The sequence below is a fragment of the Arthrobacter sp. DNA4 genome (genome assembly GCF_024362385.1).
In the GTDB taxonomy this organism is placed as follows: Bacteria; Actinomycetota; Actinomycetes; order Actinomycetales; family Micrococcaceae; genus Arthrobacter.
On the sequence record NZ_CP101466.1, the window covers coordinates 1534267 to 1550394 of the forward strand.

The 16128-nt window shown below is 66.6% G+C and carries 18 protein-coding genes; 9 read left to right on the forward strand and 9 right to left on the reverse strand.

Annotation, left to right across the window (positions count from 1 at the left end; all coding sequences use genetic code 11):
- Positions 1-121: 121 nt before the first annotated feature.
- Positions 122-1312, forward strand: coding sequence for an acyl-CoA dehydrogenase family protein (locus NMQ03_RS07090; protein WP_255174992.1), 1191 nt, complete (start codon positions 122-124; stop codon positions 1310-1312).
- A gap of 68 nt (positions 1313-1380) precedes the next feature.
- Here NMQ03_RS07090 and NMQ03_RS07095 read toward each other — a convergent pair whose 3' ends face one another.
- Positions 1381-2007 (reverse strand): M23 family metallopeptidase, encoded by a 627-nt coding sequence (locus NMQ03_RS07095; protein WP_255174993.1) that lies wholly within the window; start codon positions 2005-2007, stop codon positions 1381-1383.
- A 447-nt stretch (positions 2008-2454) separates the two neighbouring features.
- Here NMQ03_RS07095 and rpsB point away from each other — a divergent pair, with 447 nt between their 5' ends.
- The 6 genes from rpsB to NMQ03_RS07125 all read left to right on the forward strand — a co-directional run bounded on the left by rpsB (position 2455) and on the right by NMQ03_RS07125 (position 7483).
- Positions 2455-3318 carry a 30S ribosomal protein S2 gene (gene rpsB / locus NMQ03_RS07100; RefSeq protein ID WP_110544706.1) on the forward strand — a complete coding sequence of 288 codons (864 nt, stop codon included), beginning with the start codon at positions 2455-2457 and terminating at the stop codon, positions 3316-3318.
- 128 nt (positions 3319-3446) lie between these two features.
- Positions 3447-4283 (forward strand): translation elongation factor Ts, encoded by an 837-nt coding sequence (gene tsf / locus NMQ03_RS07105; RefSeq protein ID WP_141161028.1) that lies wholly within the window; start codon positions 3447-3449, stop codon positions 4281-4283.
- 150 nt (positions 4284-4433) lie between these two features.
- On the forward strand, positions 4434-5171 hold the full coding sequence (pyrH, locus tag NMQ03_RS07110; protein ID WP_159632390.1) for a UMP kinase: 738 nt from the start codon (positions 4434-4436) through the stop codon (positions 5169-5171).
- A gap of 129 nt (positions 5172-5300) precedes the next feature.
- Positions 5301-5858, forward strand: coding sequence for a ribosome recycling factor (gene frr, locus NMQ03_RS07115; RefSeq protein ID WP_255174994.1), 558 nt, complete (start codon positions 5301-5303; stop codon positions 5856-5858).
- Positions 5858-6778 (forward strand): phosphatidate cytidylyltransferase, encoded by a 921-nt coding sequence (locus NMQ03_RS07120; protein ID WP_255174995.1) that lies wholly within the window; start codon positions 5858-5860, stop codon positions 6776-6778. The genes frr and NMQ03_RS07120 overlap by 1 nt, the downstream gene beginning before the upstream one ends.
- A 120-nt stretch (positions 6779-6898) precedes the next feature.
- The gene (locus tag NMQ03_RS07125) at positions 6899-7483 is read left to right on the forward strand and encodes a DivIVA domain-containing protein (protein ID WP_255174996.1); all 585 of its coding nucleotides are present in this window, start codon (positions 6899-6901) and stop codon (positions 7481-7483) included.
- Positions 7484-7505: 22 nt separating this feature from the next.
- On the opposite strand, the gene NMQ03_RS07130 is transcribed toward NMQ03_RS07125, so the two are convergent.
- Genes NMQ03_RS07130 through NMQ03_RS07150 form a run of 5 tightly spaced genes read right to left on the reverse strand, consistent with a single transcriptional unit; the run spans position 7506 to position 11988 of the window.
- Entirely contained in the window at positions 7506-8195 is a 690-nt protein-coding gene (locus NMQ03_RS07130) for a hypothetical protein (protein ID WP_255174997.1), read from the reverse strand.
- A 19-nt stretch (positions 8196-8214) separates the two neighbouring features.
- A complete protein-coding gene (locus NMQ03_RS07135; RefSeq protein ID WP_255175552.1) occupies positions 8215-9681 on the reverse strand; it encodes a cation acetate symporter in 1467 nt (488 codons plus the stop codon).
- Between the two features lie 7 nt (positions 9682-9688).
- On the reverse strand, positions 9689-10060 hold the full coding sequence (locus NMQ03_RS07140; RefSeq protein WP_255174998.1) for a hypothetical protein: 372 nt from the start codon (positions 10058-10060) through the stop codon (positions 9689-9691).
- Positions 10057-10773 (reverse strand): LytTR family DNA-binding domain-containing protein, encoded by a 717-nt coding sequence (locus NMQ03_RS07145; protein WP_255174999.1) that lies wholly within the window; start codon positions 10771-10773, stop codon positions 10057-10059. The genes NMQ03_RS07140 and NMQ03_RS07145 overlap by 4 nt, the downstream gene beginning before the upstream one ends.
- 33 nt (positions 10774-10806) lie before the next feature.
- Complete coding sequence (locus NMQ03_RS07150; protein ID WP_255175000.1) at positions 10807-11988, reverse strand: sensor histidine kinase; 1182 nt, start codon at positions 11986-11988, stop codon at positions 10807-10809.
- 214 nt (positions 11989-12202) lie between these two features.
- Here NMQ03_RS07150 and NMQ03_RS07155 point away from each other — a divergent pair, with 214 nt between their 5' ends.
- Together NMQ03_RS07155 and NMQ03_RS07160 are read left to right on the forward strand one after the other, a co-directional pair.
- Positions 12203-12583, forward strand: a complete 381-nt coding sequence (locus tag NMQ03_RS07155; protein WP_255175001.1) for a DUF485 domain-containing protein — start codon at positions 12203-12205, stop codon at positions 12581-12583.
- On the forward strand, positions 12580-14196 hold the full coding sequence (locus tag NMQ03_RS07160) for a cation acetate symporter (protein WP_255175002.1): 1617 nt from the start codon (positions 12580-12582) through the stop codon (positions 14194-14196). Before NMQ03_RS07155 ends, NMQ03_RS07160 begins: the two co-directional genes overlap by 4 nt.
- Positions 14197-14382: 186 nt before the next feature.
- On the opposite strand, the gene NMQ03_RS07165 is transcribed toward NMQ03_RS07160, so the two are convergent.
- From NMQ03_RS07165 to NMQ03_RS07175, 3 genes are all read right to left on the reverse strand, one after another.
- On the reverse strand, positions 14383-15009 hold the full coding sequence (locus NMQ03_RS07165) for a hypothetical protein (RefSeq protein WP_255175003.1): 627 nt from the start codon (positions 15007-15009) through the stop codon (positions 14383-14385).
- Between the two features lie 16 nt (positions 15010-15025).
- Entirely contained in the window at positions 15026-15430 is a 405-nt protein-coding gene (locus NMQ03_RS07170; RefSeq protein WP_159632381.1) for a DUF4383 domain-containing protein, read from the reverse strand.
- 148 nt (positions 15431-15578) lie between these two features.
- Complete coding sequence (locus tag NMQ03_RS07175) at positions 15579-16124, reverse strand: hypothetical protein (protein ID WP_255175004.1); 546 nt, start codon at positions 16122-16124, stop codon at positions 15579-15581.
- Positions 16125-16128 lie beyond the last annotated feature (4 nt).

Below are 16128 nucleotides of genomic sequence, written 5' to 3' on the forward strand. Positions count from 1 at the left end.
CGAGTTTTCGTTGGCCGCGGTTTTCTTGGTTAACCCCGCACCCTGCGGTATGTTACTGACCAGTAACATACCGTGCTCCGCTCCGCGGCATGGTCAGCGCTGATCATCAAAGAAGGTAACCATGGCCACCTCCGCAGCCGATTTCCCAGAGCTTCCCTACGCCGACGGCGACTTCTTCGCCTTCGAGCAGCTTCTCTCCGGCAAGGAGCAAGACCGGCTGGCCGAAGTCCGCGACTTCCTGGCGCGTGAGGTCAAGCCAATTGCCGTGGACTGCTGGAACCGCGGAGAGTTCCCCATGGACCTGGTGCCCAAGCTTGCCGGGCTGGACCTGGTCAGCCCGGTGCGGCGGCAGGGGTATTCCAACCTCTTCGCCGGCATGCTACACGCCGAAGCCACCCGAGCGGACGCCTCCATCGCCACCTTCCTAGGCGTGCACGACGGGCTGTTCACCGGCTCCATTGAGTTGCTGGCATCCCAAGAGCAGCAGGATGAATGGCTTCCCGATATCTACGCGCTGAAGAAGATCGGGGCCTTCGGCCTGACCGAGCCGCTGGGCGGCAGCGACGTGGCCGGCGGAACTCGCACCACGGCGCGCAGGGACGGGGACAACTGGATCCTCAACGGCGCGAAGCGCTGGATCGGCAATGCCACATTCTCCGACTGGGTGGTGGTGTATGCACGCGACGTGGCGGACAACCAGGTCAAGGGCTTCATGGTGGACACCACGCTGGCCGGATACAGCGCAACAAAGATCGAGAACAAGATCTCCCTGCGGACAGTCCAGAACGCCGACATCGTCCTGACGGACGTCGTGGTACCGGACCACTTCAAGCTCGCCAACGCCAACAGCTTCCGCGACGTCAACAAGGTGCTCAAAGTCACCCGCCTGTCAGTTGCCTGGCAGGCCGTGGGCCTCCAGATGGCCGCCTTCGATGTTGCCCGCCGCTATGCCGTGGAGCGCCAGCAGTTCGGCCGCCCTCTGGCCTCCTTCCAGCTCATCCAGGACCAGCTGGTCCGGATCCTGGGCAACACGGTCAGCTCCATGGGCATGATGGTCCGGCTCTCCCAGCTGGAGGACGCCGGGGAGGCGAAGGACGAACAATCTGCACTCGCCAAGGCCTTCGCCACCGACCGCATGAGGGAGAGTGTGGCGCTGGGCCGCAGCATCCTGGGCGGCAACGGCATCGTGACCGACTACGGGATGGCCAAAATCTTCGCCGACGCGGAGGCCATCTACTCCTACGAGGGCACGGCGGAAATCAACACCCTGGTGACAGGGCGGGCCATCACCGGTATCTCGGCCATCGTCTAGGCGGGACGCCCACACGGGCAGTTGTCTGACTAATTGATGTTCCGGGGCCATGCCTGCCTTCTCCGTGGCTATGGGCCACCGGACAGCGGCAGCAGGATGGACGGGCGGAGGTCCAGGACGAACTGCAGGGGATTGACGTAGTCCTCTCCTTCCCGCACGCCCCAGTGCAGGCACTGCGCCGCCGGGCAGTGCCCCGGCAGCACGGTGCCGATGACCTCACCCCGGGCTACGGTGGCGCCCACGGCCAACGTGCTTTCCACTGGCTCGAAACTGCTGCGCAGGCCGCCGCCATGGTCGATGGTGATGACGGGACGGTCCACCACCACGCCCGCGAAACTCACCGTTCCGGCCGCGGGTGACAGGACCTGCGTGCCTGCAGTGAATTCAAGGTCGACGCCCCGGTGTCCGCTCAGCCATGGCTTGGGCGGTGGATCGAAAGGGCGCAGCACCCGCGGCCGCGGTGCCAGGGGCCACTGCCAGGAAGGGGCGGCACCCGCCCGGGCGGCCGTCGTCGTACTTCCCTGCTGGCTGGCGGCCGCCGGAGGGCCGAAGCCGGCGGCGCTGTAGGAGAGGGCTGCGCTGTTCGGAATGGCTGCGCTGTAGGAGAGGGCTGCGCTGTTCGGAAGGCCGGCGCCCGGGGTGGCAATCGACGCCGGCAGCAGCAGGAAGGCGGCCAGCAGGACTGATGTCTTCATGCGACCAGCCTGCCCGCCTGCATTGCGCGCCGGCAGGGCCGGTTCCGGCTATGTGGACAACGGCCCGGGCAGGCACGACCTGTCCGGCGGGTGGGGGTGCCTGTAGTACACTTGATGGAGCAGTTTGCTGCGCCCTCAACGCGTTACGTCCCAGTGGTCCACCCCCGCGGTGCATCCCCCTGTCCGGATCGCGTCGGCACATCTCATTCAGGAGTGTGGGGGAGCGGCGGCTGACTACGCGCATCCAGCCCTCCGGCAGCGAACGCCCCGGCGTCGTCCATGGAGGATCGCTCTTCCTGCGGTCAGGCTTTCGTCCTGATGGGAAGGGCGGGGGATGCCAGGAGCACGGCCCGTCCGGGCCACGCTGATCAACCGTCAACTATTGGCAGGGTAAGAAGCCTCCGGGTTTTCTCATGAATGACCTGCCGGAAAATAAGGAGCGCCGGAATGCCCGTCGTAACCATGCGCCAGCTGCTTGACAGCGGCGTCCACTTTGGACACCAGACCCGCCGTTGGAACCCGAAGATGAAGCGCTTCATCTTCACCGAGCGCAACGGCATCTACATCATCGACCTGCAGCAGTCGCTGTCCTACATCGACCGCGCCTACGAGTTCGTCAAGGCCACTGTTGCCCACGGCGGCACCGTGCTCTTCGTCGGCACCAAGAAGCAGGCCCAGGAAGCAATTGCCGAGCAGGCAACCCGCGTGGGCCAGCCCTACGTCAACCAGCGTTGGCTCGGCGGTATGCTGACCAACTTCCAGACGGTTGCCAAGCGTATCCAGCGCATGAAGGAACTCGAAGAGATCGACTTCGACGACGTCGCCGGTTCCGCTTACACCAAGAAGGAACTCCTGCTCCTCAAGCGTGAGCTCACCAAGCTGGAGTCCAACCTGGGCGGTATCCGCAACCTGACCAAGGCTCCGTCCCTGCTGTGGGTTGTTGACACCAAGAAGGAACACCTCGCCGTTGACGAGGCCAAGAAGCTGAACATCCCGGTTGTGGCCATCCTGGACACCAACTGCGACCCGGACGAAGTCGACTTCCCGATCCCGGGCAACGACGACGCCATCCGCTCCGTGAACCTCCTGACCCGCGTTGTTGCCGACGCTGTTGCCGAGGGCCTGATCGCCCGCAACAACCGCGGCACGGGCGCCACCGAAGCTCCGGAAGAGCCGCTGGCCGAGTGGGAGCGCGAGCTCCTCGAAGGCAGCAAGGCAGAAGCTGCTGCCGCTCCGGCTGAGAACGCTGAAGCTCCGGCCGCCGAGGAAGCTCCGGCAGCTGCCGAGGCTCCCGCCGAAGACGCCAAGTAACACACGCAAAATCCGGATTCTCCGCGCTGTCCGCAGCCGGAGCTGCTGACAGGATGGCGGCCCACCCCCGTGGGCTGCCGTCCTGTCGGTCCGTACACCACCACACATTTCTAGACAGAGGGGTTCACATGGCGAACTACACTGCCGCGGACATCAAGGCCCTGCGTGAGCGCACCGGCGCCGGCATGATGGACGTCAAGAAGGCTCTTGACGAAGCCAACGGTGACGCCGAGAAGGCCATCGAGATCATCCGCATCAAGGGCCTCAAGGGCGCTACCAAGCGCGAAGGCCGCTCCACCGCTGAAGGCCTCGTGGCCGCCAAGGTCAGCAACGGGGTCGGCGTCATGATCGAGGTCAACTGCGAGACCGACTTCGTCGCCAAGGCTGACAAGTTCATCCAGCTGGCCGACAAGGTCCTGGCCGTGGCCGTCGAGTCCGGCGCTGCCGACCTCGAGACCCTGCTGGCCACCGACGTTGACGGCAAGCCGCTCTCCGAGGTTGTCGTCGAAGAAGGCGCCATCCTGGGCGAGAAGGTTGTTGTCCGCCGCATCTCCCGCGTTGAGGGTGCAACGGTTGACGCTTACCTGCACAAGACCTCCAAGGACCTCCCGGCCCAGGTCGGCGTTCTGTTCGCTGTCGACGGTGAAGGCGAAGCCGCCACCGCCGCTGCCCACGACGTTGCCGTGCACATCGCCGCCATGGCCCCGAACTACCTCACCCGTGAGGACGTTCCGGCCGAGCTCGTCGAGTCCGAGCGCCGCATCGCCGAAGAGACCGCCAAGGCCGAGGGCAAGCCGGAAGCTGCCCTCACCAAGATTGTGGAAGGCCGCGTGACGGGCTTCTACAAGGGCGAGGTCCTGGTTGACCAGGCATTCGCCAAGGACGCCAAGAAGTCCGTGGCACAGGTCCTCGAAGAGGCCGGTGTCAAGGGAACCGCTTTCACGCGTTTCCGCGTCGGCTCCTAGCCGAAACTGCAAGGGGGTGGCCACTTCGGTGGCCGCCCCTTTTGCATGCGCCCAAACGGCTGGCAGTCCAGTCCGTTTGGACCGCTGCCGGTTCCGGGCACCGGATCCGGCAGGATACCCTTTTTTCAGAGTCACCAACGGGAAGGCATCATGGAAGCCGTCAACACTGTCACGCATTCGGAGAAGAGCCGGCGGCGGGTCCTCCTGAAGCTCTCCGGCGAGGTCTTCGGCGGTGGGAAGCTCGGTGTCGATCCCGAGACCGTCCGCAACGTCGCCAAGCAGATCGCAGCAGCCGTCCCCGAAGTGGAGGTGGCCATTGTGGTGGGCGGCGGAAACTTCTTCCGCGGCGCCGAACTGTCCCAGAGCGGCATGGACCGCTCCCGCGCCGACTACATGGGCATGCTGGGAACCGTCATGAACTGCCTGGCGCTGCAGGATTTCCTGGAGCAGGCGGGCGTGGAAACCCGCGTCCAGAGCGCCATCACCATGGGCCAGGTGGCCGAGGCCTACATTCCGCGCCGCGCCATCCGTCACATGGAAAAGGGCCGCGTGGTCATTTTTGGCGCCGGCGCAGGCCTGCCCTACTTCTCCACCGACACCGTAGCCGCCCAGCGCGCCCTGGAAGTCCACGCGGACGTGGTCCTCATGGCCAAGAGCGGGGTGGATGCTGTGTACACCGCGGACCCCAAGAAGGACCCCACCGCGGAGCGGCTGGAGACCCTCAGCTACGACGATGCCCTGCGCCGCGACATCCGCGTCATGGACCAGACGGCCATGACCATGTGCAAGGACAACGACCTCTCCATGGTGGTTTTCGGCATGGAGGGTGAAGGCAACGTCACCCGCGCCATCCTTGGCGAAAAGCTGGGCACGCTGGTCACCGCCTAGCTGCGGCTAGGATGATTTCAGGACAGTTCCGTCCCCGCCCGTTCGGGCGGGGACGGAACCAGCAACAAAGAACCACGTGAGTGCATGGATCGGGCGCCCCGGACTGCACCAGAACCGTCAGGAGAGACCGTGATCGAAGAAACCTTGCTCGAAGCCGAAGAAAAGATGGACAAGGCGGTAGAGGTAGCCAAGGAAGACTTCGCCGCCGTCCGCACAGGCCGCGCCAACCCGGGCCTCTACAACAAGGTCCTGGTGGACTACTACGGCTCGCCCACGCCGCTGCAGCAGCTGGCCTCCTTCGCCATCCCGGACGCCCGCACCATCCTGATCACCCCGTTCGACAAGACCGCCATGCGGGACATCGAACGCGCCCTGAGCGATTCCGAGGTCGGAGCCAACCCGTCCAACGACGGCAACGTCATCAGGATCACTATTCCTGAACTGACCAAGGAACGCCGCAAGGAATACGTGAAGATCGTCAAGACCAAGGGCGAGGACGCCAAGGTCTCCATCCGCAACATCCGCCGCAAGGCCAAGGAAACCCTGGACCGCCTGGTGAAGGACGGCGAGGCGGGCGAAGACGAAGGCAACCGCGCCGAAAAGGAACTGGACAGCCTTACCAAGGCCCACGTGGACGGCATCGACGAACTGCTCAAGCGCAAGGAAGCAGAGCTGCTCGAAGTCTGATGGGCCAGGCAGATCAGGCCCCCGCACCACGGGCGCGCACACGGGGGAAGCAGCCCAGGAGCAACCCGACGCCAAAGGCCGGGCGGAACCTGCCCGCCGCCGTCGTGGTGGGCCTGGCCATGCTTATCGCGGTACTCGGCGGGCTGCTGTTCCTCCCGCTGGCGTTCGTAGCCATCGTCACGGCCTTCGCCGTCTTTGGCGTGTGGGAGATCTACCGGGCGCTGGAAGCCAACGGCACCAGGATGCCGATCGTGCCTGTCATGACCGGCACGCTGGCCATGCCTTTCGCCGCCTACTTTGGCGGCATCGAGAGCCAGCTGTTTGCGCTGCTGCTCAGTGCCGTGGCCGTACTGCTGTGGCGCTCGATCGAAAGTGCCGCCGGCTCGGCCAACAGCATCTTCGCCGGTGTCTTCACCCTGGGGTGGGTTCCCTTCTTCATCAGCTTCGCCGCGCTGCCGCTGCACGCCGCAGGCACCACCCCGCTGGGGCTTTGGCCGGACGGGATGGCCCCCATCGGGGCGTGGGAGATTGCCGTCATGCTCCTGCTGGTGGTCTCCAACGACACCTTCGGCTACCTGGTGGGTGCGTCGTTGGGAAAGCACCCCATGGCACCGAAGATCAGCCCCAAGAAGTCCTGGGAGGGCTTCGCGGGGTCGGTAGCAGGCGCCATGCTGATCGGCATCCTGGCGGCCCTCTTCGTGCTGGACAAACCGTGGTGGGTGGGCGCCGTGCTCGCCGTCGGTACAGTGGCAGCGTCCACCGCCGGCGACCTCGCCGAGTCCATGGTCAAGCGTGAGCTGGGCGTCAAGGACATGAGCAGCATCCTGCCCGGGCACGGGGGAGTGATGGACCGGCTGGACTCCATCGTCTTCGCCTCCCCGGTGGCGTTCATCCTGTACGGCCTGGTGGCCGTCGCCTGACCCCTCCAGCCCGGTGCGCCCGGGCATCCGACACAAACATGGTCCCGGGCGGCCGCACCAATCGCGGCCCCCTAAACTGGTGCGGAAGCACTACCGCTGAAGAGCATTGAAGGAAACGAAGTGGCATTGGACATTCATCGGCAGATCCCTGCGTCCTTTGAGCGCGTGCAGCGCAGCGAGTACGGGTACAACGCCAGGCAGGTTGACCAGTTCCTGCAGCGGGCACGGATCTCCCTGGAAACACCCCAGGCCGCCACCGACCCCGTCAACAGCGCCGACGTCAGGGCCGTGTCCTTCGACCCCGTCAAAGGCGGCTACTCTGCCACGGTCGTGGACGCCGCCCTCGACCGGCTTGAGGACGCCTTCGCCCGCCGGGAGCGGGACGAACTGATCGCGGCCCACGGGGAGGAAGCCTGGCTGCGCGAGATCGGGAGCCTCTCCGGCATCCTCCGGGGCCGCCTGCACCGGCCTGACGGAGACCGCTTCCGGCGTCCCACCAAGAAGAAGTCCCGCAGCTACAACACGGACGACGTCGACCGGCTGTGCCGCGAGCTCGTCGCCTACCTCGAACAGGACAAACCGTTGAGCGTGGACAGCGTGCGCCGCGCCGTTTTCCGTCCCGCAGTGGGCCGCGACGGCTACGAGGAATCACAGGTGGACGCCTTCCTGGACCGCGTTGTCGAGCTGATGGCGGCCATCGACTGACGCGTCTTGGTCCCCGGGACTTTCAGTCCCCGGCCGGCGGGGTGGGGGAAAGCGGCTTAAAGCGGCGCCACACATCCCGGTAGCCCCGGTACCCGCGGACGGCGGACACCGCCAGGAACGCCACGCCACAGAGGGCCCCCACGATCAGCCCGCCCGCTGTCCCTGCCCCGGCGAGGGTTACCAGCAGCCCGGCAACAATGGCAATCAAGGCCCCGTTCGCCGTCGTCATGAAGATCATGCTGCTGCCCGCCACATGGCTGAACGAACCGCGGTTGCCGAAGAAATAGTAGGTCTGCACCGAACCGGCCTCATCGTCGTGGTGCGCGGCCATCAGGTACGGCTCCAGACCCGGGTCAAGGTCCACATACGCGGCCCGCAGCCTGTTCATGGCCGTGACGTACATCAGGTCCTCGTGGGCCACGTTCATCACCCGGAGCTGGGTCAGCAGCCCGATCGCGGCATCGATGAACAGGACAACCACTGCCAGCAGGACGAAGGCATCCGAAAAGCCCGTTGCCTGGCCCACCAGCGCCACGCTCACAATGCTGGCCGAGGTGAACGTCAGGAACATGCTGATGCGGGTCAGCACCTCGCCCTGGGCCGTGCTGCGTGATGCCAGCAGGCCCCAGTGCTCCGTGGCGAGCAGCTGGGCCCGCACGGAGGCAGGGACCCCGCCGTGCTGGTGGGAGGTGCCGCCGTCCTCGATGGACATGGCGTTATTGTCCTCCCGATCACCGTTCGGTTGCCAGCGGCCGTTCCGGGGTGTGCAGGCGGGTCATGATCCGCGGCATGGTGCCCGGGATCCGGTGGGAAGTGGCCCGTGACACGATGACCATCACGGCGAACGCGGCAGGCACGCTCCAGGCCGCCGGCTGCGCGAGCCAGGGCGGCGTCAGGCCCGAACCCGATACTGCGCCCGCAATCATCGCCCCACCGCACAGCACCCCGCCGGTCACCATGCCCGCGATGGCCCCGGCGTCGGTCAGGCCGCGCCACCAGATGCCCAGCAGCAGGACGGGGCAGACCGTGGACGCGGTGAACGCGAAAACCAGGCCCACGCTGCCGGCAAGTGCCAGGGAACCGGTCATGAACGCAAAGCCGAGAGGAACCAGGGCAGAGACGACGGCGGCGAGCCGGAACCCGCGGACGCTTCCGCCCAGGACATCCTGGCTGATCACGCCCGCCAGGGAGACCACCAGGCCGGAGGTGGTGGACAGGAACGCCGCGAACGCCCCGGCCACCACCAGCGCGGAGAGCAGATCGCCGGGCACCCCGCCCACGAGTTCGCCGGGCAGCCGCAGGACCATGGCGTCCGGCTGCCCGGAGCGGGCCAGATCGGGGGCAAACATCCGGGCCACCAGCCCGTACGCCGTGGGGAAGAGGTAGAACACGGAGAGCAGGCCCAGGACGATCAGCGTGGTCCGCCGGGCCGAGTGCCCGTCCGGGTTGGTGTAGAAACGCACCAGCACGTGCGGCAGTCCCAAGGTGCCGAACAGCAGCGCCACCAACAGCGACACGTTCTGGTACAGCCCGGCCGGTGCCACGCCCGTGGGGTTGACCGCTGGCAGGGACTGGGGCTCCGCCCCCTTGCTTACCAGTACGAAGACGATGAACAGGATGGGCACGGCCAGGGCCGTCAGCTTTAGCCAGTACTGGAAGGCCTGGACAAACGTGATGGACCGCATCCCGCCTGCCACCACCGTGAGGCACACCACCACCACGACTGCAACGGAACCCACCCAGGATGGCAGTCCCGTGGCGATGTGGATGGTCAGCGCTGCCCCGTGCAGCTGCGGCACGATGTACAGCCACCCCACCATCACCACCACCAGGCTGGTGACGCGCCGGACCGTCCGGGAAGCGAGCCTCGACTCGGTGAAGTCCGGAATCGTGTAGGCGCCGGACCGGCGCAGCGGGGCGGCAACGAAGAGCAGCAGCATCAGGTAGCCGTCGGTGTAGCCCACCGGGAACCAGAGTGCATCCGTCCCGGACAGCAGGATGAGGCCTGCCACACCCAGGAAACTGGCCGCGGACAGGTACTCCCCGCCGATCGCCGATGCGTTCCACCAGGGCCGCACGGTCCGGGATGCAACGTAGAAGTCGCCGGTGGTGCGTGAGATCCGCAGCCCATAGAACCCGATGATGGCCGTGGCGAGGGACACCACCGCGACCGCTGTGATGGCGACGCCGGCATTCACCTGCGCATCACTGTTCACCTGCCAGGTCCCGGTACCGTGCCTCATTGCGTGCCGCCGTCCTGACGTACAACCATGCGCTCAAGCCGATCACCGGATAGATTCCCGCGCCCAGCAGCAGCCAGCCGAACGGGATGCCGGCGACCCGGGTATCGGCCAGGCCGGGGACCACCACCAGGGTCAGCGGGAACGCGGCCAGGATCAGCAGGAAGCCGCCCGCCACCACCAGGGCCAGCCGCAGCTGGGACCTGATCAGCGACCGGACAAACACCTGTCCCACCTCGGAGTCCTGCGCCGCTTCCCGCGACTCAAGCGCGCGGGGCGTGCCGCGCACCGCCGTGCGCGCAGACGCGCGCGGGGCCGTAACCCGCACCCGGGTCATGCGTGCGGCCTGATCCTGGTTGCCTCCAGCTTCTCCCGCACGATGGGCAGGTGCCGGCGGCTGATGGGCAGGCCGGCCCCGGCCACCGTGACACGCGGCCCGTCAGCCGCCAGCTTCATCGAGGACACATGCTTCAGCGCCACCAGATAGGAGCGGTGGGTACGGATGAAGCCGGCGTCCGCCCACTGCTGTTCAAGATCTGCCAGCGGCACCCGGATGAGGTAGCTGGCGTCGGCGGTGTGCAGCCGCGCGTAGTCCCCCTGCGCCTGGACGTAGGTGACGTCGTCCCGGCGGATCATCCTGGTGGTCCCGCCCTGGTCCACCGTGATCATCTCCGGTGCCGCCCCGCCGTCGCGCAGTTCGCTGATCCGCCCAACGGAACGTGCCAGGCGCTCGGCGCGCACCGGCTTGAGCAGGTAATCCACGGCGGCGAGTTCGAACGCAGCCAGGGCGTGGTCCTCATCGGCGGTGACAAAAACAACGGCCGGCGGATTGCTGCTGCGGGCGATGGCACCGGCGATGTCCAGGCCTGACACCGCAGGCATATGGATGTCCAGGAATACGGCGTCGATGCCGCCGGCGGACAGGGCCGTAAGGGCTTCAGCGCCGGACGTGGCACGCAGCACCTTCCCGATGCGCTCGTCCCTGCCCAGCAGGAAGGCCAGCTCCTCAACGGCGGGCAGCTCATCATCAACGACGAGGACGTTAATCATTCTCCTAGGGTACTTCCAGCGGCACGGCGCTCCTCACGCATCGTGCCCCGGCTGGGACTTCGGCACCCGCATGGTGATCAGCGTTCCCTCGCCGGGCGCCGTTTCCACCACCAGGCCGTGATCGTTGCCGTACACCTGGCGGAGGCGTGCATCCACATTCCGCAGCCCCACATGGTCCCCGTCGGTATGGCCCGCCAGCACGGACCTGAGATGCTCCGGATCCATCCCCACGCCGTCGTCCTCGATGGTGACCTCAGCGAAGGCCCCGGCGTCCTCCGCCGTGATGCTGATGTGCCCGGGACCCGCCTTGGCCTCGAGCCCGTGCCGGACGGCATTCTCCACCAGCGGCTGCAGGCTGAGGAAGGGGATGACGGTGCCCAGCACCTCCGGGGCGATCCGCAGGCTGACCTGGACGCGCTCGCCGAACCGGGCGCGCTCCAGGAGCAGGTAGCGGTCAATGCAGCGGAGTTCCTCGGCAAGGGTGGTGAAGTCTCCGTGCCGGCGGAACGAGTAGCGGGTGAAGTCCGCGAACTCCACCACCAGCTCCCTGGCCCGCTCCGGATCTGTGTTGATGAAGGATGCGATGGCGTTGAGCGAGTTGTAGATGAAATGCGGGCTGATCTGGGCGCGCAGCGCCCGGACTTCCGCTTCCATCAGCAGCGTGCGGGAGGCGTCCAGTTCGGCAAGTTCCACCTGGACCGCGACCCAGTCGGCCACTTCCCCCGTTGCCCTGACGAGGCCGGCCCCCGCGGAAGGGGCGAAGGCTGCCACCGCGCCCACCACCCGGGTGCCCGCCCGCACCGGGGCGATGACTCCGGCAAGGTGGCTGCCGGTTCCGTCCGCACCGGCGGAGAGAACTGCTGTCCGGCCGGATGCCAGGACATCCGCTGCGAGTTCCATCAGGCGTGGCCTGATGTCCTCGGCACCGCCGTCCCAGGCCAGGACACCGTTGGCATCCGTGATGGCCAGGGCATCGCAGGCCAGCAGGGCCCGCAGCTGGCGGCTGGCTTTCGCGGCGCCGGCCGGGTTCAGTCCGCGGCGCAGGTGCTGCCCGGCCTGGGAGGCCGCGTGGAGCGTGTGGTACGTGGCGCGTTCTGCGTCAGTGCCCAGCTCACGGAAGGAGCGGAGCACCTTCAGGCCCACGCCGACGACGACGGCAATGGCCATGGCGATCACCGCGACGGCAGCGGCGGTGAGGAGGGGGGAGTCCGGCATGGTGCCCAGCGTAGCGGCGGGTGCCGCTTGCCGCAGCATCGCAACCGTTGAGCGACAGTGGGCGGTGAAGTGCTGGAACACGGCGGCGCGCGGGCGGCAAAGTGATTGGTGTCACATCTGCGGTGCCCCTGCGTGGTGCTGCTTACCAGGCTCCCTGTCCAGCAGTTCGGGGCCCTCCGCCCGGTGTGTTCCGGCAACTCAATGAGGAGGAACGATGGGTAATGATGCCCATACTCCGGACGCAGCGGCGTCCGTGGACTTTGAACAAGTCCAGTCGACCGGGCAGTTCCAGGAATTGCGCAAGCGTCACCGCAGCTTTGTCTTCCCCATGGCAGTGGTCTTCCTGCTGTGGTATTTCGCCTATGTCCTGCTCGCCGACTACGCGGTGGAATTCATGTCCACCAAGGTCTGGGGCAACATCAACGTCGGCCTGATCCTGGGCCTGCTCCAGTTCGTCTCGACCTTCGCCATCACCGGCTGGTACGTGCACTACTCCAACAAGCGGCTGGACCCCATCGCCACGGAGATCAGGCACGAGATTGAGGGGCACGAATTCGATAAGCACGGAAACCGAGTGGGCGGAGCCAACAAATGATCGCAATTCCCGCCGCGGTGGATGTCGCCGCCCTCAAGGACACCACCCTTCTGAACATGGGCATCTTCGGCCTGTTCGTGGCCGTGACCATGGTGATCGTGTTCCGCGCCAGCCGCAACAACAAGACCGCCGCCGACTACTACGCCGCCGGACGGTCGTTCACGGGCTCGCAGAACGGCACCGCCATCGCCGGTGACTACCTGTCCGCCGCGTCCTTCCTGGGAATTACCGGCGCCATCGCCATCAACGGCTACGACGGATTCATGTACTCCATCGGCTTCCTGGTGGCCTGGCTCGTGGCACTGCTGCTGGTGGCTGAACTGCTGCGCAACACCGGCAAGTTCACCATGGCGGACGTGCTGTCCTTCCGGCTGAAGCAGCGCCCGGTCCGGATCGCCGCCGCCATCTCCACCCTCGCGGTCTGCTTCTTCTACCTGCTGGCCCAAATGGCCGGCGCGGGAAGCCTGATCTCCCTCCTGCTGGGCATCAGTGACTGGACCGGACAGGCCCTGGTGATCATCGTCGTCGGCGCCCTCATGATCATGTACGTCCTGATCGGCGGCATGAAGGGCACCACCTGGGTCCAGATCATCAAGGCCATGCTGCTGATCGCAGGCGCCGCCGTGATGACCCTCTGGGTCCTGGCCATCTACGGCTTCAACCTCTCGGCCCTGCTGGGCGGCGCCGTGGAGACTGCCAACAACCCGGCCGTCCTCAACCCGGGCCTGCAGTACGGCAAGACGGAAACCTCCAAGCTGGACTTCATGTCGTTGGGCCTGGCCCTGGTCCTGGGCACGGCCGCCCTGCCGCACGTGCTGATGCGCTTCTACACCGTGCCCACGGCCAAGGAAGCACGCAAGTCCGTGGTCTGGTCCATCTGGCTGATCGGCCTGTTCTACCTGTTCACCCTGGTGCTGGGCTACGGTGCAGCTGCCCTGGTGGGAGCGGACACCATCAAGTCCGCGCCGGGCGGCGTCAATGCTGCCGCCCCGCTGCTGGCCTTCCACCTGGGGGGGCCACTGCTGCTGGGCTTCATCTCCGCGGTGGCGTTCGCCACCATCCTGGCGGTGGTGGTAAGCCTGACCATCACGGCCGCAGCATCGTTCGCGCATGACATCTACGCCAACGTCATCGCCAAGGGCCAGGCCGACGCCGCCACTGAAGTCCGGGTGGCCCGGCGCACCGTGGTGGTCATCGGCATCCTGGCCATCCTGGGCGGGATCTTCGCCAACGGCCAGAACGTGGCCTTCCTGGTGGCGCTGGCCTTCGCCGTCGCCGCTTCGGCGAACCTGCCCACCATCATCTACTCCCTGTTCTGGCGGAAGTTCACCACCCAGGGCGCGGTGTGGAGCATGTACGGGGGCCTGGCTTCGGCCATCCTGCTCATCGTGTTCTCCCCGGTGGTTTCGGGATTGAAGACCTCGATGATCCCGGGTGCCAACTTCGCCCTCTTCCCGCTTAGCAACCCAGGCATCGTGTCCATCCCGCTGGCCTTCTTCCTTGGCTGGCTGGGCACCACCCTGGACAAGCGGCGGGAGGATCCTGCCAAGCAGGCCGAGATGGAGGTCCGCTCCCTGACCGGCATCGGTGCCGAAAAGGCTGTGGACCACTAAACCGGACACCCTCGAACCGGGACACGCCGGAACAGGAGGCGCCGGAACAGGGAGGCCCCTTAAACAGGGACCACAACCAACCAGCGCCGAACCTGCTCCGGCACAACGTGAAGAGCCTCCTGCCGCGGACTGCGGCACGGAGGCTCTTTCGTTGGGGACGGACCCGGTGTGTTTTCCTGCGGGCGGTCAGCGCTGGTGGTGACCGCCCGGTGCCAGGTTCCCGTGTTCACCATGCGGCACGGCGTACTGGCCGGTCGTCGAGGCGGCGAGGCCCGGCGTCGTAATTCCTGCCACCAGCACGGCGCCGGCGAACGCTGCCAGCAACAGCCTCCCCGGGCGCATGCCCGCCCCTGCCGCCTCCTGCGCACTGTCCTGCTGTGCACTGTCCTGCTGTCCGCTGTGCCGCTGGAGCCACCCGAGCGAGGCGATGATCATCAGCGTCAGCAGGAGCGCCGAAAGCTGCGTCAGGCTGAGCCCGAAGGTGGGGAAAGCGATGGCGGCCAGGTGGGCCGCGGCCGCGCCTGCCAGGGCGTACCGCGCCCACCGGTTGCCGGCCAGCCGGTCCCTGGCCAGGAAGGCCACGGCTCCGGCCAGCAGCGCGGCGCCCCATAGGCCGGCCACCACGCCCGCGAGGAGGCCTGCCGGTCCAGGGGAGCCTGCCGCGAGGAGGCTGGAGGAGATGGCCAGGTTGACTGAGCCCGCACCGAAGCCGGCGAACCCGGTGACCAGGCGGACCGAAGAGTCCGCCTGGGGCGCAGTGGAGTGCACCATGACCTGATGGGCCGGTGGTGCCGTGGGTCGGAGCGAAACCATGCCGGACCTTGGCATGCTAGGCGCGGGCAGCGGCCGGGGACTTGTCCAGGGACAGGCCCACGCCGAGGAGGAGTACGGCGCTGGCGAGGTGGAGGACGTTGTCGGCACCGTTCAGGGCGATGATGTTCAGCGGCGAATTCAGCAGGAACAGCCCCACGATGCCCACCAGGAGGTAGACGGCGCCGACGGAGGAGTTCACGGTGCGTGCGCTGTCAGTCCCGCGGAGGCCGGCGAAGAGCAGCGCGGCGCCGATGGCCAGGTGGATGACGTTGTGCAGCGGGTTGACCTCGAAGATGATGAGGTTCGCGCCCTCTGTGGCGACGAAACCGACGCCTGACGTTACGGCGAAGCCCAGGAGGCCCACCAGCAGGTAGACGGCTCCGAAAATGGTGGCGACGAGGCGGTTGGGTGAGTTGCGCATGGTCCGAATCCTTCCTTCAGGGCGGGTGGATTGTCCCGCCGGATATGGGCCCCCGGGTGGGGCCCTCGGAAGCGATTCGGATCATTGCCGGGGCCGGATGGGTGAAAAGATCAGTACCCTTTCCATTTTTCCGTCCGGCTGGTCCTTCCTAGGCCGCGGGGCGCAGCTTGATGTTGGTCATCAGCAGCTTGTTGGTGCCTTGGAAGCGGTAGGCGAGGTCAACCTTCTTTCCGGTGCAGCTGATCTGGCCCACCACCTCGGCGGACTTCACGCCGTTATCGGTGGCAACTTTGAGGTTGTTGTAGGCCTGCTGGCAGGAACTGTCCATTTCCAGGCTCTTCACGCCGGAGATGAAGGCCTCCTTGGAAAGCTGCTTCTTGAGGTCCGGGTCAAGGTACTCGTCGTAGGCGCCGGAAGAATCGCCGGCAATTACCTTTTTGGTGAAATCATCCGCAAGGCCCCGTGCCTGGTTGGTGGCGCTTCCCACCACGTTCACCAGGATCACGATGCCGAGGATCACCAGGAGCAGCACCCCGCCAATGCTGCCAAGGATGATCCACAGCTTCCGCCGGCTCCGCTGGCGTGGTGGCTCGCCGGGAAGGCCGAACGGCGCGGGCTGCTCCGGCAGCCGGCCAAACTGCTGTGGCGTGAAGCCCGCCTGGCCCTGCCGGTACGGATCCTGGGGACTGCTCAAGGGT

Bases quoted from the DNA above. Each gene is read 5' to 3' on its own strand.
- NMQ03_RS07090 (WP_255174992.1), top strand. From the start codon at position 122: ATGGCCACCTCCGCAGCCGATTTCCCAGAGCTTCCCTACGCCGACGGC.
- NMQ03_RS07095 (WP_255174993.1), bottom strand. From the start codon at position 2,007: ATGAAGACATCAGTCCTGCTGGCCGCCTTCCTGCTGCTGCCGGCGTCG.
- rpsB (WP_110544706.1), top strand. From the start codon at position 2,455: ATGCCCGTCGTAACCATGCGCCAGCTGCTTGACAGCGGCGTCCACTTT.
- tsf (WP_141161028.1), top strand. From the start codon at position 3,447: ATGGCGAACTACACTGCCGCGGACATCAAGGCCCTGCGTGAGCGCACC.
- pyrH (WP_159632390.1), top strand. From the start codon at position 4,434: ATGGAAGCCGTCAACACTGTCACGCATTCGGAGAAGAGCCGGCGGCGG.
- NMQ03_RS07120 (WP_255174995.1), top strand. From the start codon at position 5,858: ATGGGCCAGGCAGATCAGGCCCCCGCACCACGGGCGCGCACACGGGGG.
- NMQ03_RS07130 (WP_255174997.1), bottom strand. From the start codon at position 8,195: ATGTCCATCGAGGACGGCGGCACCTCCCACCAGCACGGCGGGGTCCCT.
- NMQ03_RS07140 (WP_255174998.1), bottom strand. From the start codon at position 10,060: ATGACCCGGGTGCGGGTTACGGCCCCGCGCGCGTCTGCGCGCACGGCG.
- NMQ03_RS07145 (WP_255174999.1), bottom strand. From the start codon at position 10,773: ATGATTAACGTCCTCGTCGTTGATGATGAGCTGCCCGCCGTTGAGGAG.
- NMQ03_RS07150 (WP_255175000.1), bottom strand. From the start codon at position 11,988: ATGCCGGACTCCCCCCTCCTCACCGCCGCTGCCGTCGCGGTGATCGCC.
- NMQ03_RS07155 (WP_255175001.1), top strand. From the start codon at position 12,203: ATGGGTAATGATGCCCATACTCCGGACGCAGCGGCGTCCGTGGACTTT.
- NMQ03_RS07160 (WP_255175002.1), top strand. From the start codon at position 12,580: ATGATCGCAATTCCCGCCGCGGTGGATGTCGCCGCCCTCAAGGACACC.
- NMQ03_RS07165 (WP_255175003.1), bottom strand. From the start codon at position 15,009: ATGGTTTCGCTCCGACCCACGGCACCACCGGCCCATCAGGTCATGGTG.
- NMQ03_RS07170 (WP_159632381.1), bottom strand. From the start codon at position 15,430: ATGCGCAACTCACCCAACCGCCTCGTCGCCACCATTTTCGGAGCCGTC.